This window comes from Pseudomonas sp. GW821-FHT07G10, assembly GCF_059418545.1.
On sequence record NZ_JBWKQB010000017.1, the window covers coordinates 53,765 to 68,348 of the forward strand.

General features: G+C 57.8%; 14 protein-coding genes, 2 tRNA genes and 1 pseudogene. 9 read left to right on the forward strand and 8 right to left on the reverse strand.

Annotation, left to right across the window (positions count from 1 at the left end):
• Nucleotides 1-149: 149 nt before the first annotated feature.
• On the forward strand, nucleotides 150-1,049 hold the full coding sequence (locus AC07O1_RS18715) for a polysaccharide deacetylase family protein (RefSeq protein WP_495089694.1): 900 nt from the start codon (nucleotides 150-152) through the stop codon (nucleotides 1,047-1,049).
• Between the two features lie 45 nt (nucleotides 1,050-1,094).
• Here the strand turns inward: AC07O1_RS18715 and dsdC are convergent, their stop codons facing one another.
• The 7 genes from dsdC to AC07O1_RS18750 form a co-directional block, all read right to left on the reverse strand.
• The gene (gene dsdC / locus AC07O1_RS18720) at nucleotides 1,095-2,024 is read right to left on the reverse strand and encodes a DNA-binding transcriptional regulator DsdC (protein WP_495089695.1); all 930 of its coding nucleotides are present in this window, start codon (nucleotides 2,022-2,024) and stop codon (nucleotides 1,095-1,097) included.
• Between the two features lie 77 nt (nucleotides 2,025-2,101).
• Nucleotides 2,102-3,454: a D-serine ammonia-lyase gene (dsdA, locus tag AC07O1_RS18725; protein WP_495089696.1), complete on the reverse strand. Its 1,353-nt coding sequence runs from the start codon at nucleotides 3,452-3,454 to the stop codon at nucleotides 2,102-2,104.
• Nucleotides 3,455-3,491: 37 nt separating this feature from the next.
• Nucleotides 3,492-4,835, reverse strand: coding sequence for a GntT/GntP/DsdX family permease (locus AC07O1_RS18730; RefSeq protein ID WP_495012654.1), 1,344 nt, complete (start codon nucleotides 4,833-4,835; stop codon nucleotides 3,492-3,494).
• A gap of 186 nt (nucleotides 4,836-5,021) precedes the next feature.
• On the reverse strand, nucleotides 5,022-5,774 hold the full coding sequence (locus AC07O1_RS18735; RefSeq protein WP_494991715.1) for an amino acid ABC transporter ATP-binding protein: 753 nt from the start codon (nucleotides 5,772-5,774) through the stop codon (nucleotides 5,022-5,024).
• A gap of 11 nt (nucleotides 5,775-5,785) precedes the next feature.
• Nucleotides 5,786-6,508, reverse strand: a complete 723-nt coding sequence (locus AC07O1_RS18740; protein WP_495024673.1) for an amino acid ABC transporter permease — start codon at nucleotides 6,506-6,508, stop codon at nucleotides 5,786-5,788.
• 28 nt (nucleotides 6,509-6,536) lie between these two features.
• Complete coding sequence (locus AC07O1_RS18745) at nucleotides 6,537-7,400, reverse strand: substrate-binding periplasmic protein (protein ID WP_495012656.1); 864 nt, start codon at nucleotides 7,398-7,400, stop codon at nucleotides 6,537-6,539.
• 148 nt (nucleotides 7,401-7,548) lie between these two features.
• A complete protein-coding gene (locus AC07O1_RS18750) occupies nucleotides 7,549-8,355 on the reverse strand; it encodes a phytanoyl-CoA dioxygenase family protein (protein WP_495089697.1) in 807 nt (268 codons plus the stop codon).
• A 97-nt stretch (nucleotides 8,356-8,452) separates the two neighbouring features.
• Here AC07O1_RS18750 and AC07O1_RS18755 point away from each other — a divergent pair, with 97 nt between their 5' ends.
• From AC07O1_RS18755 to AC07O1_RS18770, 4 genes are all read left to right on the forward strand, one after another.
• A complete protein-coding gene (locus tag AC07O1_RS18755; protein WP_495089698.1) occupies nucleotides 8,453-9,349 on the forward strand; it encodes a LysR substrate-binding domain-containing protein in 897 nt (298 codons plus the stop codon).
• Nucleotides 9,350-9,508: 159 nt separating this feature from the next.
• Nucleotides 9,509-10,144, forward strand: coding sequence for a hypothetical protein (locus AC07O1_RS18760; protein ID WP_495089699.1), 636 nt, complete (start codon nucleotides 9,509-9,511; stop codon nucleotides 10,142-10,144).
• A 57-nt stretch (nucleotides 10,145-10,201) separates the two neighbouring features.
• Nucleotides 10,202-10,843, forward strand: a complete 642-nt coding sequence (locus AC07O1_RS18765) for a helix-turn-helix transcriptional regulator (RefSeq protein WP_495089700.1) — start codon at nucleotides 10,202-10,204, stop codon at nucleotides 10,841-10,843.
• Between the two features lie 454 nt (nucleotides 10,844-11,297).
• Nucleotides 11,298-11,371, forward strand: a tRNA-Cys gene (locus AC07O1_RS18770).
• Nucleotides 11,372-11,543: 172 nt separating this feature from the next.
• On the opposite strand, the gene AC07O1_RS18775 is transcribed toward AC07O1_RS18770, so the two are convergent.
• The gene (locus tag AC07O1_RS18775; RefSeq protein WP_495089701.1) at nucleotides 11,544-12,224 is read right to left on the reverse strand and encodes a TetR/AcrR family transcriptional regulator; all 681 of its coding nucleotides are present in this window, start codon (nucleotides 12,222-12,224) and stop codon (nucleotides 11,544-11,546) included.
• Nucleotides 12,225-12,315: 91 nt separating this feature from the next.
• Here AC07O1_RS18775 and AC07O1_RS18780 point away from each other — a divergent pair, with 91 nt between their 5' ends.
• From AC07O1_RS18780 to AC07O1_RS18795, 4 genes and pseudogenes are all read left to right on the forward strand, one after another.
• Entirely contained in the window at nucleotides 12,316-12,936 is a 621-nt protein-coding gene (locus AC07O1_RS18780; protein WP_495089702.1) for an NAD(P)H-dependent oxidoreductase, read from the forward strand.
• 273 nt (nucleotides 12,937-13,209) lie between these two features.
• A complete protein-coding gene (locus tag AC07O1_RS18785; protein WP_495012659.1) occupies nucleotides 13,210-13,560 on the forward strand; it encodes a BON domain-containing protein in 351 nt (116 codons plus the stop codon).
• Nucleotides 13,561-13,926: 366 nt separating this feature from the next.
• Nucleotides 13,927-14,089, forward strand: a pseudogene (locus tag AC07O1_RS18790) (GNAT family N-acetyltransferase); the annotation flags it as partial.
• A 318-nt stretch (nucleotides 14,090-14,407) separates the two neighbouring features.
• A tRNA-Leu gene (locus tag AC07O1_RS18795) sits at nucleotides 14,408-14,494 on the forward strand.
• The last annotated feature ends 90 nt before the right edge of the window (nucleotides 14,495-14,584 follow it).

Below are 14,584 nucleotides of genomic sequence, written 5' to 3' on the forward strand. Positions count from 1 at the left end.
GCGCCCGCCGTCTACTTTGCCGCACATTCTGTTAGCCTCATGAACGACTGAACTCAAAGGTCGCTCGCCTGTCGAAGCGCTCAGCCCCTGATCGCTGACTTCAGAGAGCGGCGTGGGAAGTTCGAACGATCTGGATTAAGGCAAAAAACATGAAGCGGATCGTCACCGTTTTATCAGCGTTCGCTATCGCAGCAGGCCTCTTCGGTTGTATCAGCCAGCCGATCGAAATGACGCCGCAGACTGCGCAGCGTTTGCAATCGCAACCCCCGATCCGTTTTCTGCTGACCTTCGACGACGGTCCAAGCGCGTCCGGGTTTTACAATCCAACGGTCTCCGTTCTCGACGATCTTGCCCATAATCCGGTGCAATCGGGTATCAAGGCGGTCTTTTTTGTGCAGACTCGTGCGACAGGGGCGGGTGGCAGCGAGCGGGGCCGGGAAATCATGCACCGTGAACATGACGAAGGTCATGTGCTGGGCTTCCACACTGCCACGCCGGGGCACACCAATCATCGCTCGCTGAACCCGGAAAAACTGGAGCAGTCGCTCACCGATGGCAGCGCGGACATTGCTGCAATCACCGGCGCGGCACCGATTTTCGTGCGCCCGCCATTCTGGAATTACGATAAACGTACCTTCGCCGCGTATCAGCGCCATGGCATGCATGTTTTGCTGACTGATCTGAGCGCCAATGACGGCAAGATCTGGGGCTACAATTTCAGTCTGCGTAGACGCTCCAACATGCTCAGGCAAATGTCCGAGGTGCGCGAGCGGATCGCCGCTGGAGAGTTGCCGACGGTCGATGGCGCCATTCCGGTGGTGGTGACCTTTCACGACCTCAATCGCTACACATCCCGGCATATGCAGGAATACCTGCAGATCCTGATCGACAGCGCGCGCGAGACGGGCGTGGCAACCGCGGCCAAGCCTTTTTACGATGACCGATCAGCGTTGCAGCGTGCCGTCATGGCCCGCACTGTCAGCGATAGTTCCGAACCTGTCCGTTTGCCCGGGTTCTGGAACTGGTTTTGGAAAAGCAATTCGGAATAGGACTGATAAGCAGGTATGGCGCCGGCGAAATTTTTTCGTCGGTGGTTACGTACATTCGTGCAGCCAGTCAATCAATACCTGGACGCGCTTTGGCATGGGGGTGCGCTGAGGGTGGACCAGGAAATAGTCGTAACGCCCGGGCTGGGTAAAACCGCCAAAGGGCAGGATCAATTCACCTTGATCTATTCGTCGTTGCACCAGGCGCTGGCGACCGATTGCTATACCGACATTATTGATCGCCGCGGTAACGCATAAGTCGGAACGATCAAAGGTCAGGCTTTTTTCCGGTAGCCACGCTTGCATGCCTTGATGCCCGGCCCACAGCTGCCACTCTGCATCGTAAACGGCGTTTTCCCAGGCCAGAGCATCGTGCAGAAGGGTGCAGGTGCGCAGGTTTTCGGGGTTCTCCAGCAAACCATGTCGATGAGCGTATTGAGGAGTGCAAACGGGGGCGATGGTTTCGCTCATCAGTTTATGGCTGACCAGGCCAGGGAATTCACCGTTGGCATACAGCAGGGCCAGGTCGATATTTTGGGTGCGGAAGTCGATGTTGTCGTTTCCGACGCGGATATCCAATGAGATTTGAGGGTAGCGTTCGTGAAAATCGGCCAGGCGTGGCACCAGCCAGCATTGAGCGGCCGAGGGGCGGGAGTAGAGCGCGACTGAGCCGGATATTTCCGAGTCAGGAGATGGTTGCAGCGCCTCCGTCAACTCGTCCATGACGCCTTGCAGAATCATGAACACGCGTTCGCCTTCGACCGTCAGCCGGACTTGCCGTGTCAGGCGCTCGAACAGGCGCAGTGACAGGGCGCGTTCGAGTTTGCCAATGCGATGGCTCACGGCACTTGGCGTCAGGCACAGCTCTTGTGCGGCCAGGGAGAAGCTCAGGTGTCGAGCCGCCACCAGAAAAGTATGCAGGTTGGCAAACTGCGTGCTATTGATTTGGGCCCCAGGTCGGGGGGGAAGGTTCAGCATCAATAGGTACTCCGCTGGCGAAAATCGATGGATCCGTGCCCCTGCATTGAGCACGGGCACGGACCGACGATCAAGGTTTATTGCAGTGCCAGAAGCACCCGTCCTTTAGTCAGGTAGGCGTCCATTTCTTCGTCGGGCACCATGCTGCCTCCAGTGCCCCACACCAGATGGGTGGCGTTGGCCAGGCGCGACTCGGTCAGGTTCAGGCGCTCTCGATAACCCTGTTGCTCCTGCACAACCCTGATCAGGCCAGGAACGCCTGCCAGCGCGGAGGGTTCCAGTTTAATGCCTTCGGTCGATTCCATCAGGGCCAGCAGGCGGTACATTTCCTCATCGCTGATCGTGTAGTAACCGTCGAGCAAGCGTTGCATCGAACGACCGACGAAACCGGACGGTCGACCCACCGCCAAGCCATCGGCCGCGGTGCTGTTGTCGATGCCGAAGTCATAGACCGAGACCGCATCATGCAGACCGGTATAGACCCCCAGCAGCATGCAAGGCGAGTGAGTCGGCTCGGCGAAGATGCAATGCACTGCGTCGCCATAAATGTGCTTGAGGCCAAAGGCAACGCCGCCAGGGCCACCGCCTACGCCGCACGGCAGGTAAACGAACAGGGGATGTTCTTGATCGACGGTAATGCCCGCCGCCGTCAGCTGTCGCTGCAAGCGCTCAGCGGCCACGGCATAGCCGAGGAACAGGTTGACCGAGTTTTCATCGTCGACAAAATGGCAGTGCGGATCGGACTCCGATTGTTTACGGCCTTGCTCGACGGCCACGCTGTAATCGGACTCGTACTCCATCACGGTGACCCCGCAAGAGCGCAACTTGTCTTTCTTCCATTGCCGCGCGTCGGCGGACATATGCACGGTGGCCTGAAAACCCAGACGGGCACTCATGATGCCGATGGACAGCCCAAGATTGCCGGTGGAGCCGACGGCAATACTATACTGAGCGAAAAATTTGCGGGCTTCTTCGCTGTCAAGTTTCGCGTAGCTGTCGCCGGGTTGAATCAGGCCCGAGGCGAGAGCCAGGTCTTCGGCATGCTTGAGTACTTCGTAAATCCCGCCGCGGGCCTTGATCGAGCCGGAAATCGGCAGCAGGTTGTCGGCCTTGAGCCACAAGGCGCCCTGCGATGCCTGCGGGTATTGGCTGGCCAAAGCCGCCTGCAATTTAGTCAGGGGCAAAATCTCGGACTCGATGATGCCGTGACTGGCGCTGGTCTGAGGAAAAGCCGACATGATAAATGGTGCAAAACGCTCAAGCCGGGCGCTGGCATCAGCGATATCGGCGGCGGTCAAGGCCACGTCGCTCAACGCCTGTGCGGCAGGGGCGAGGGCAGGGTTGAACCAGGTGGTTTCCTTCAGGTTCACCAGTTCGGTGATCAAGGGATGGCTTTCGCACCATGATTCGATGGTTCTATCCAGGGTCATCTTGTTACTCCAGACTTTTAATTGCAGACGGCCGGGCTCACACCCAATGCGACAACAGTAGTGTCATCCCCAAGGCGATGACTGAGGCGAGCACGGTACCGGCGGTAAATTTTTTCAGCGCATCACTCAGGGAGACGCCCAGGTATTCCTTGACCACCCAGAAAGCCGAGTCAGTCACGGTGGTCCAGCCGATAGCGCCGGCACCGATGGCGATCACCATGAGTTCGCGGTTTTGCCCTGGCATGGCGTCCAGGATTGGCAGAATCATGCCAGCAGCGCTGACCATTGCCACGGTTGCCGAGCCCACGGCCAGGTGCATCAGGCCGGCGACGAGCCAGGCCAGGAGGATCGGATTGATGTCCCAGTGCCCCAGGGTGCTGGCGAGGACTTTGCCGACGCCGCTGTCAATCAGCACGCCATTGAACGCGCCACCGGCGCCGATGATCAGCAAAATGTTCGCCAGCGGGGTGAAGCAGCTCTGGGTCAAGACCTGCAGTTGCGCCATCTGCAAGCCACGGCGCAGTCCCAGCGCCCAGTAGGCAAAGATCACTGCGATCGCCAGGGCGGTCAGGGGGTTGCCGAGGAAGGTCATCAGGCTGTACAGGCTGGTGCCTTGAGGCAGGCTCATGACAGCCAACGTCTTGCCGACCATCAACAGCAGCGGCAACAGGATGGTAAACAGGGTCAGTCCCAGGCCTGGCAGCTCTCGGTGCGGACTCAGGACGCAGCGCTCATCCAGGAAAGCCTCTTGGCTAGCGGGCGCAGTGCGCGAGCAGACCAGGTTGACCCAGACAGGGCCGGCGATGATGGCGGTCGGCAAGCCGACGATCAAACCGTAGAGGATGACGGTGCCGACATCGGCGCCGAGCATCTTGGTAATCGCCATGGCGGCAGGATGAGGCGGCAGCATGCAGTGCACGGTCATCAGCGAAATGGCCAGCGGTATTCCGACATACAGGATGTTGAGGCGGGTTTCCTTGGCGACGACGTAAATCAGCGGGATCAGCAAGACAAACCCCACCTCGAAGAACACCGGGATGCCTACGACGAAGCCAACCAGCATCATCGCCCATGCGGCGCGCTGCTCGCCCAGGGCATTGAGCAATGCCTGAGCGATGCGCTCGGCGCCGCCTGACTCTTCGAGCATTTTGCCGAGAATACTGCCCAGGCCGATGATCGCTGCGAGAAAGCCCAGAGTGCCGCCCATGCCTTTTTCAAAGGATTCGGCAATGCTCGGCAAGGGCATACCGGCCCCGGCGCCGACGACAAAACTGGCCAGCATCAAGGCCAGGAAGGAATGAACTCTGAATTTGACCACCAGCACAATGATCATCACGATCGCTGCCAGTAGTATCAGTAATAGGCCCGCATTTTCTTGCATGACAACCCCTTATTATTTTATTGAGCGCGTTAACCCGCATACCTCACGGTGCGGCGGATTAAGCGCCAGCGCTGAAGGGGTTTACAAAGGATGCTTTTTCAACGAACGGGTGATCTGATGTCACCTATGGGGGAGGGGGTTCCCCATGCCGGATTCAGTGAAGAGCCTGACATGAGGAGGCGCTGGTCAGTGCTGCATCGACTGGATAAAACTGGCGATGCGGCTGTTGTTGGGAGAGGCGAGTAGCTGCTCCGGGCAACCGGATTCAAGAATGCCACCGTCAGCGACAAAGCAGATGCGGTCGGCCAGTTTGCGTGCAAAGTTCATTTCATGGGTGACGATGATCATCGTCATGCCTTCCTGGGCAAGTTGGCGGATGGTGTCGAGCACCCCGGACACCAGCTCCGGGTCAAGGGCCGAGGTAGGCTCGTCGAACAGGATCAGTTCCGGTTTCATGGCCAGGGCTCGCGCGATAGCGACTCGCTGACGCTGCCCGCCGGAGAGTTGGTCAGGGTAGTAGTCCAGGCGTGCCGACAGGCCGACCTTGTCGAGAATGGCCCGGGCTTCGGCGATTGCCTCGTGTTTGGGGCGGCGTAGCACATGCACCGGTCCTTCGATGACGTTCTCCAGAACAGTACGATTGCTGAACAGGTTGAACTGCTGGAACACCATTGGCATTTTGCTGCGCGCCATGCGCAATCGGGATTCGTCCACCTGTTGGTAGGTCTGGTTGTCCTGATGGCACAGCCGCTCCCCGGTAAAGGTGATCTCACCGGCGCAGGGCGTTTCAAGAAAGTTGATGCAGCGCAGCAGCGTCGACTTGCCGCCGCCGCTAGGGCCGATAAGAAAGATGACTTCGCCACGCTTTACGGTGAGGTCAACGCCGCGCAGGATTTTGGTGTTTCCGTAGGCCTTATGCAGGCCGCTGATCTGCAGGATGGGATCGGCATTCATGATTTGGCCTCTGTCAGCCTGGAGGATATTGGACTCGTATCGGTACGGGTGCCTGCGCGCAGGTGGGCCGGTGTCAGGCGTTGCTCGATCCAGTGCACCCCGCGTGCAGCAATGAAGCTCAGGACGAAATAGATGATCGCTACCATCAGATAGACCTGCATGCTGAGGAAGGTATTGGCGATAACGATGCTGCCGTGACGCAGGAGCTCATTGACGGCAATGAAGGAAACCAGCGAGGAGTCCTTGAGCAGTGAGATGAAATAGCCGCCTACTGTCGGGATCGCAATTTTCAATGCCTGAGGCAGGATCACTCGCAGATAGATCCTGGTGCGCGACATGCCAATCGATAGACCCGCCTCCCGCTGGCCCTTGTCCAGCGAGAGGATGGCGGCACGAAAGACCTCGGACAGGTAGGCGCCGAGGTTGAGGCTAAGGCCCAGCACCCCGGCCCAGAAGCCGGAAAGTGTCAGGCCGATTTGCGGCAGGGTGAAGTAGATCACCAGCAACTGTACGACCAGCGGCACGCCTCGCCAGAGTTCCACATAGCTGCGCAGTGGCCAGTCCAGCCAAGGCCGGCGCGCCAGTCGACCGAGAGCGACGGCAATGCCGATCAGGATGCCCAGGGTCATGCTCAACACTGACAGTTCCAGTGTCACTACCGCGCCCTTGAGCAGGAATGGGAAGTACTGGGGGATGAGGACAAACAAGAAGTCGTACATGGCGGGTATCCCTCTGTTTGCTTAAGGGTCAGTGCTTGATCAGCCTGGTTTGCATGGAGTCCCATACGCCGTATTTTTCGAGGATGGTCTGGTGAGTACCATCGGCGATCATCGAGTCGAGTGCGCCGTTGATGGCTTCGCGTAAATCCCCACATTCGTCACGCACGGCGATCGCTTGCGTACCGTAGATGTACGGCGCCTTGGCTTCGGCAGCAGCCCATTCCGGTTTCGGTTGATAAAGGATTGGCTCGCCGACGACGCGCAGGTTCTTCATGGTTTCCTTCTGGCCAATCAGGGTGCCCTGATCGAGCAGGACGGCATCGGCCTGATTGTTCTGCAGGGCCTGGAAGGGCTCGCCGAAACCGTTGAAGTCCATGACTTCGCCCACCACGCCGGCGTCAGCCAGCCGGTGCGCGTTGAGCGAGTCGTCGGTCCCCATCACGCTGGCGAGTTTTTTGCCTTTGAGGTCGTCCATCGTTTTGATCGGTGAGTCGGTCTTCACGATGACGTAGTTGTAGCTCAGGAAGTAAGGATTGCTGAAGAGAATCCCGGCGTTCTTTACCCGTTCCTGGGTCGCCGACATGGCGGAGAGAATGATGTCCCAGCGCCTGGATTTCATGCCGGGGATCAGGGTCGACCATTCGGTAACGACATACTCGGTCTTGGGGACGCCGATACGTTTACCGATCTCCTTGAACAGCTCGGCTTCGAAGCCGCCGTAGCTGCCATCTTCGTTTTGCCAAATAAAAGGTTTCGTGCCCATCAGGCCGTTACCGGATCGCAGCACGCCTGAGGCTTTGACGTCCGCCAGGCAACTGCTACCGGCCTGAGCCAGGCCGGCAGTGCCGAGGAGCAATGCAAGAGCGCTGATTTTGAGTAGTGAACGTTGCATGGGTGTGTCTCCGATTGGGAATTTTATTTTTATTTTGCTGAGCAAAAGCTCTCAATCTCGGAACCGTGTATCTATGGTGTGCAACTCCTTCTCCCTGATTCCCGGGGAGGCGAGCGATGAAGGTAGGGGGCAGGCGTGTGCAGTCGTCTCAGTCGTCTTTGCGCCAGACAACCGGAAACCAGTCTTCGCGCATACGGTCGCCGGTTTTCAGGTTGATCCCCGGGAAGGGCGGAGATGTGCGCCCGGGGCGGGCGATGTAACGCACATCGTCGCCGATGAAGCGGGTTGAGAACGCTCTTCTGCGACCGGTTCCCTGGTTGCCCGCGGCACCATGCACAGTGCGAAAGTCAAACACCACGGCATCGCCCGGTTGCAATTCCGGCGAGAGGATTCTGAAGTCGCCGTTATCCACATCCGGCATGTCCATATAGACACTTTCCCCGGTTGTCGAATGGGTCTCGCCATAGAAGTTCGTATTGCTGGCCCAGCTTTTCGGTCGTACCGGTTTAGGCCACAGATGTGAGCCGAGTACCACGCTCAGGGTGTTGAGTCTGGTCACCGGATCAAGCGGAATCCAATAGCTGGCAGTCTGCAATCCATCCACGCAGTAGTACGGCAGATCCTGATGCCAGGGCGTTGGTTTGGAGGTGCCGGGCTCTTTGACCAGGATGTGATCGTGGAAGACCTGCACCTGGTGTGACTGCATGATGTGGCCCGCGATCCCCGCTGCCGGTGAGTTCATGACAAAGTCGGTAAAGGCCGGGATACGTTGCCAGTTGCAGTAGTCTTCGAAAAAGCGACCGTTTTCGCCGCTGCCCACGTTCTCTATCGCAAACTGGCTGGGTTGCGCGAGGTTCTGTTCGAATCCTTCACGCAGGCGTTCGATCCAGTCGGTGAAGACACCGCGCAGGACGACAGCGCCATCTCGCTGAAATACCTCGACATCGGACATCATCAGACTTGCTCCTCTGGTGTTAGCGGTGTGCGAGGAGTATTGCTTTTAAGCCTGAATAGGAAAACTATATATTTCTTATTCTTGAGTATAGGAAAAAATGATAGGTTTTTCGTTCCGCCAGCTGGAGTACTTCGTTGCTGCCGCCGAGCATGGAAGCATCAGTGCCGGGGCAAGGGCGCGACATGTATCGCAACCCTCGGTGTCCCTGGCCATTTCTCAGCTGGAAGAGGTGCTGGGTGAGCGCCTGTTTCGGCGCCAGGTCAGTCGCGGGCTGGAGCTGACGCCGGCAGGGCAGCGCCTCTTGGGGCGCGCGCGGGATATTCTCAATCTGGCGGCGGCGATGACCGAGGAACATAGTGACCGGCAAACGCTACGTGGACAGTTGACGCTGGTCTGCTTTCAGGACCTGGGACCTTATTTCGCACCTCGATTACTGGCCGGCTTTCGTGCGCAGCACCCAGAAGTGTTGATCACGCTGTTCGAAACCGATCTGGCGGGTGTGCATCGCACCTTGAACGCTGGCAAGGCGGAGCTGGCATTGACCTATGAGTTGGGGCTCGATCCGCTGACCGAACGGCAAGTGCTCGCTCAACTCTCACCCTATGCCTTGCTGCCAGCCGATCACCCGCTGGCAGCACAGGAAGACGTATCGCTCTTTGATCTGGCGCGCGAATGTCTGATTCTCGAAGACATTGCGCAGACGCGAGAGTACTTCCTCTCGCTATTCTGGTCGCACGATCTGCATCCAATGGCGCAGCAATACACCCAGACCTTCGAGATGCAGCGCGGCCTGGTTGCCCATGGTTATGGCGTGGCATTGTCTTGCACCCGTCCGGCAGGTGATCAGAGTTACGACGGTAAACCGATTGTCTGTTGTCCGCTGCGCGAAGCCGTCAAGCCGCAGCGCGTAGTGCTCGCCCAATCCAGCGCAATGCGCCCGTCACAGGTCGCTGAAGCCTTCATGCGCTGGGCTGCCAGCGAAACCCTGCCATAGCGTCAATCTGCTCATTTGCGTTCGACTGCACTGCATGGCTGGTGAGTTTGATCCTGTCATGCAGGGCAATGTCTCGACGGAAGGTCATTTTTCAATATTGACATATATATATGTCGAAACTACCGTTATTGAACAAGCCATCAATTCGAGTCTCCCGCCATGAACATCAAAACTCTGGGTTTCTTGCTTTTTGCACTTTGCGTTCAACCGGTCTGGAGTTACGCCGCTCAAAGCCCGGCGCCTGTCGCGGGGGCGCCAGAAGCGGCGCTCACGACTCGACTGGCACTGCGGGGTCTGTGGGTGGAGCACATTTTCTGGATCAGAAACTACGTTGTCGCTAGTCAGCAAGGCAATCGCGCGCAGGCGGATACAGCGGTGGCTCAAGTGGTGGCCAACGCCACCTCGATAGCCAATAGCCTTGCACCCTTGTACGGCCAGCCTGCAGCCGATCAGCTGTTGAAGCTGCTCGCCGGGCATTGGGGGGCGGTGAAACATTACAGCGATGCCTCTGTAGCCAAGGACACCAAGGGGAAAAATGCCGCCGTTGAAGAACTGACCAGTAACGCCAAAGCCCTGGCGCATTTCCTGGCCTCGGCCAACCCCAACCTGCCTGAAGGGACATTGGTCGCCATGCTCAGCACTCATGGCGGGCATCACATCGCGCAAATTGATCAGTTGGGCAAAAAGGACTATGCCGCTGAAGCCCGAACCTGGGCGGCGATGCGGCAACATATGCTGGTCCTTGCAGACACTTTGGGTGCAGCATTGGTCAAACAGTTTCCGGACAAATTCTGACGTTGGACGGGGCGCGCAAGCGCCCCCTTTTTTTGGCAAAAGTGGTGAGGTTGCACAATGCTGCAGGGGATGGGTCGTACACAGCAGGATCTTTTGTCAGCACTGCTGTACCAGCCGGCGGGTATGAGTATTGATGATCTGGCGAGCCACCTCCAGGTGACGCGTACCGCCATTCGACAACACCTGACCGCGCTGGAGCGGGACGGTCTGATCCTGCGTGGCGAAACCCGACCTACTGGCCGACGCCCTCAGCAGTTGTTTCTGCTCACGAGCTCCGGCCGGGAGTTGTTTCCACGGCAATACCAGATGCTGGCCGATCTGTTGATTGGCGAGGTCGCCGACATCATTGGCCACGACAATCTGGTCAGATTGATGCGCAGCCTCGGTCAGAAAATGGCCGCGGGAATGGAGCAAGCGGTCGTGGACGAAGAGCGGATCGTCAGCCACATGAATCAGGTTGGATATGAATCGCAGGTGTTTTTCCGTTCCTCTGGCGAGAAGGAAATAGTCGCCCACAATTGTGTGTTCCATCATTTGGCCAAAACCCACCCTGAAGTCTGCCAGCTTGATCTGGCGCTCATCGGCGCGCTGGGCGGCGGCGAGGTGGAACACCTCGAATGCATGGTGCGCGGGGGCGAGGTCTGCCGCTTTCACCTGAACCGCAAGCCGCCGGATTCAAGCGACAAATCTCTCTTGTAAGGCACGTGCCAGGCGTGTCGCCAAACTCGGCGCTTTAAAAAGACTCCTCGGCAGGTTGCGACAAGCACAACACCGAGCGGTTGCCAGGATAGTGCTAGATCACATGCGCTCGATGCAGCTGACTATGCCGACCTCTGGGCGAAGAAAGCCAATCCCGGTTATCGATACCTCACTCCAGCGGGTGCTGTCGCAATAGTCACGGCGCTTTATGGAGGAGGGTGAGGCCATTGTTTTTGCCTGCATCGGACAGCGAATCGATGAATTGAGAGGAGAGTTAAATCTTTTAGAATTCAGGGGGTTGCCAAGTCCTGTCTTCTTCTCCATAATGCCGCCCATCGCTCAGGCGCTTGGCTACAAGCGGCTTGCAGGATGAAGGTTTGGGTCGTTAGCTTGGCTTCCGTATCCGCTCCAGTTTGTATACGGTTGATGTCGTTGTATGGCATTGAGCGTTTGAGGCCGAGTAGCAAAATGGTTATGCAGCGGATTGCAAATCCGCCTACGCCGGTTCGATTCCGACCTCGGCCTCCACTCTTGAAAACCCCGTAGATCAATGATCTACGGGGTTTTTTATTGCCTGCCGGAAAGTGAAGTGTTCCGCAATCGGTCGTTGTTTCGTGGGCAACCCGTTCTCCGATCCTGAGTGATTGGATCCTTGATCATTTCCCGAGATGGGTCGGTGAGATCGTATCGCTCAGGCATTTCAAGGGGTTGCGTACAGAGCCTGGTCGCCCAGCCTGCTGGCCTCTGCGACGCCATGGGTGCCGCGTGCGCTTCTATCGACCATTGCGATGATCGTCTCGAAGAGTTCGTCCTGCGCCTGCGCGGGTGTGATTTCTCCGTTTGCGGCGGCATGGGACAGGGCCTCGGCCGCACCGAGCATCGCCCGAAGACCCGCGGGCGCGATAGCACCTTCTCTGGTGAAGGGGGAGAGGGCAATCCGACACTTGTTCATGAAGACCGCTTCGTACTCGCGCTTGATCTTTTCGAGCTCCGGTGAACTGGCCAGCGCCGCGATCACGCCGGGTATCTCGTTGCCCTGGAGGAGCACGCAGTCGACGTAAGACGATGCGATGACCCTGGCCGTGCTCAGCAAGGTGGGTTCGCTCCTCTGAAGCGCGGTGTCCATGAGTGCTGTCTGGCGTGCGTCGAATTCCATATAGAGCGCCGCCAGCAGCCCGGGCCGCGTGCTGAAATGGTCGTAAACCACGGGTTTTGTAACACCCGCCTGCTCGGCGAGCCGCCCAAGCGTCAAGGCCTCCGTGCCTTCCTCCCGAACCAGTCGCCATGCGACGTCCAGCAGTTGGCGCTGTCTCTGCTCCCTCGACATGCGCCGACGTGGCTGCGGGCTGGAGTCCTGCTCTCTTGTCTCGGTGCTTGACATGGCAATATACCAAAAGTAACTTACTGATCGTAACTTACCGAAAGTATATAAGGTTCGCCTTTCGCCCTCAATCAGTAGCAGGAATTTCGGCATGCACGCACTCATCGTTGTTGCTCATCACGATCCCCGGTCCCTTACCCATAGCCTCGCTGCGCAAGTCGCTGATGGCTTAACCCTGGCCGATCCCGGCAACTCCTTTGAAATTGCGGACCTCTCGGCGCAAGCGTTCGATCCGCGGTTCACCGCGGCTGATCTGGCTGTCCATCACAAGGAGGCGCCGCCCCCCGCCGATGTGGTCGCCGAGCAGGCGAGGATCGATCGCGCCGATGCCCTTGTGCTGGTCTATCCCGTCTACTGGTGGTCGATGCCGGCGCTTCTCAAGGGATGGATCGATCGAGTGTTCGCCAATGGCTGGGCGTTTGACTTCAGTTCGGATGCCAGGCTGGTGAAGAAGCTTCGTCACCTACGGGTTCATCTGGTCGGTGTCGGCGGCGCCGACGGGGGAACGTATGAGCGGCACGGCTATGCCGACGCCATGAAAACGCAGATTGACCATGGGATCTTCGATTACTGCGGCGCCTGCGTCGTGACGTCCGAGCTCCTGCTCGAATCGGAAACGCAGGATCCGGCTGCTCATTTTGACGCGGCGCGAACCCTCGGACGCAATCTCTTCACTGCATCCCGGCGATGCAGCAGTAAGGGTGCTGATTAATTTTCCATGGCCTGAATGTCCATTCTGGCCGTTTTCTGTCGGCCGGGATCGGCAGCGACGGGCGCTTTGCAGGTATTGCGCCTGGCACAGAGCGACCAAGGCGGACATTCACGGGCACAGCGTAGCGGCCGCACTATAATTAGTCTGTGTCCTTGTTTGTGTGGCGAGCACTCCAGAACGAATCAGGTTTCCATAGCGCTCGTCTGACAAGCACAGGGCAGCACAGTAAATGGGACGCAAAGTACGTTCGATTACGCAAGAGAGGGTCCTGTCATGAAAATTCACTCCTTCCAGCATTACTCTCATGGTCTGGAAATGGCCGTTCACGACGCATGGATTACCACCAAGGTGAAGTCGGCCCTGGCGCTTTCCGAACCGGCCCTTGGTCTGCATGTCAATGTCAAAACCCATGCGGGCATGGTGGCGTTGAGCGGCCGTGTCAACACCCATAGGCAGTGTGAGCAGGCCATAGGTCTGGCCCGTTCGGTTCATGGTGTCGCCGAAGTCGATGCCAGCGACTTGCAGACCCACGTGTTCACGCCAGGGAGTTTTCCAGAAGCTCCCAACGCCGAAGAGAGCACTGAGAGTCGGCCACAATCGTCAGCAAAGACGGACGACAAGTGACGATGACGACCTTGCCAGCGCCGCGCTCCTGGTTGGGGGGGGGCGGGGCGCAATGCAGATCGAGGACTTCCACGGACTAACAGACCACGATGCTGTCACCGCTTGTAGCGCGAGAGCGGGATCTGCTGTGAGGTGGAGTCCATCGATCTGCCGGGCGTCGGCAGGTTGAATGCCTGTAGGCTCCAGCGTAATGCCTTGCCGCGTTGGTATAGATCAAGTTGCCAGCGCTCGTTCTGTCGTGACGCGAGCGGATTCGACGCAGGCCGGCCAGTCGCTTGCGGGTATGAATCCGGGCTTGCTACAGCTGTGGATAGGGCAGATACAATCCTTCGACTTTATTAATCCAGGTAACAGGGAGTGGAAGTCATGGGCGTTCAAGTCGTACGCGCTGACGTAGATTGTGTCGATAAAATCGCGAAACATCTTCGATGTCTACAGAGGATTTTATGGGCAGCCCTCCAATATTCAGGAATCGTACGACTTCATTGCAGAACGCATCACCCGAGATGAGTCTGCGATCTTTTACGCGAACAAACCCTTAAAAATCAGTTGGTTGCGGAGCGATGCTCATGCTAACCTATTGAAATAGCTTGTTTTTTCGTAGATGGATTGCAAATCTACCTACGCTGGTTCGATTCTGACCTCGACCTCCACTATAAATAGGCTCCGTAGATCAATGATTTACGGATCTTTTTTATTTGAGCTTCAAAGCAGGATTTTGTCTTGCATTTGACGTCAGCGAACTTGCTTCAAGGGGAAGGGATGTATATATTTCCTCCCTTGCTGCACAAGCGCCAGGACTGCGTAATCGTTATTAACCTGTTCTCGGCCGCTTCACCGCGCTACCGCCCGAATGGCGAAACTGGTAGACGCATGGGACTTAAAATCCCCCGCTCGTAAGGGCGTGCCGGTTCGATTCCGGCTTCGGGCACCATATTCGATTCTCAGGCCTTATCAAGCCTTCTCAAAAAGCCCCGCAGACTCTAGCCTGCGGGGCTTTTTCGTTATCAGCTCTTCTCAACAA

Coding starts and splice junctions, on each gene's coding strand:
- AC07O1_RS18780 (WP_495089702.1), top strand. CDS start 12,316: ATGCACGCACTCATCGTTGTTGCTCATCACGATCCCCGGTCCCTTACC.
- AC07O1_RS18715 (WP_495089694.1), top strand. CDS start 150: ATGAAGCGGATCGTCACCGTTTTATCAGCGTTCGCTATCGCAGCAGGC.
- AC07O1_RS18750 (WP_495089697.1), bottom strand. CDS start 8,355: ATGATGTCCGATGTCGAGGTATTTCAGCGAGATGGCGCTGTCGTCCTG.
- dsdA (WP_495089696.1), bottom strand. CDS start 3,454: ATGACCCTGGATAGAACCATCGAATCATGGTGCGAAAGCCATCCCTTG.
- AC07O1_RS18765 (WP_495089700.1), top strand. CDS start 10,202: ATGCTGCAGGGGATGGGTCGTACACAGCAGGATCTTTTGTCAGCACTG.
- AC07O1_RS18745 (WP_495012656.1), bottom strand. CDS start 7,400: ATGCAACGTTCACTACTCAAAATCAGCGCTCTTGCATTGCTCCTCGGC.
- AC07O1_RS18760 (WP_495089699.1), top strand. CDS start 9,509: ATGAACATCAAAACTCTGGGTTTCTTGCTTTTTGCACTTTGCGTTCAA.
- AC07O1_RS18755 (WP_495089698.1), top strand. CDS start 8,453: ATGATAGGTTTTTCGTTCCGCCAGCTGGAGTACTTCGTTGCTGCCGCC.
- AC07O1_RS18730 (WP_495012654.1), bottom strand. CDS start 4,835: ATGCAAGAAAATGCGGGCCTATTACTGATACTACTGGCAGCGATCGTG.
- AC07O1_RS18775 (WP_495089701.1), bottom strand. CDS start 12,224: ATGTCAAGCACCGAGACAAGAGAGCAGGACTCCAGCCCGCAGCCACGT.
- dsdC (WP_495089695.1), bottom strand. CDS start 2,024: ATGCTGAACCTTCCCCCCCGACCTGGGGCCCAAATCAATAGCACGCAG.
- AC07O1_RS18740 (WP_495024673.1), bottom strand. CDS start 6,508: ATGTACGACTTCTTGTTTGTCCTCATCCCCCAGTACTTCCCATTCCTG.
- AC07O1_RS18785 (WP_495012659.1), top strand. CDS start 13,210: ATGAAAATTCACTCCTTCCAGCATTACTCTCATGGTCTGGAAATGGCC.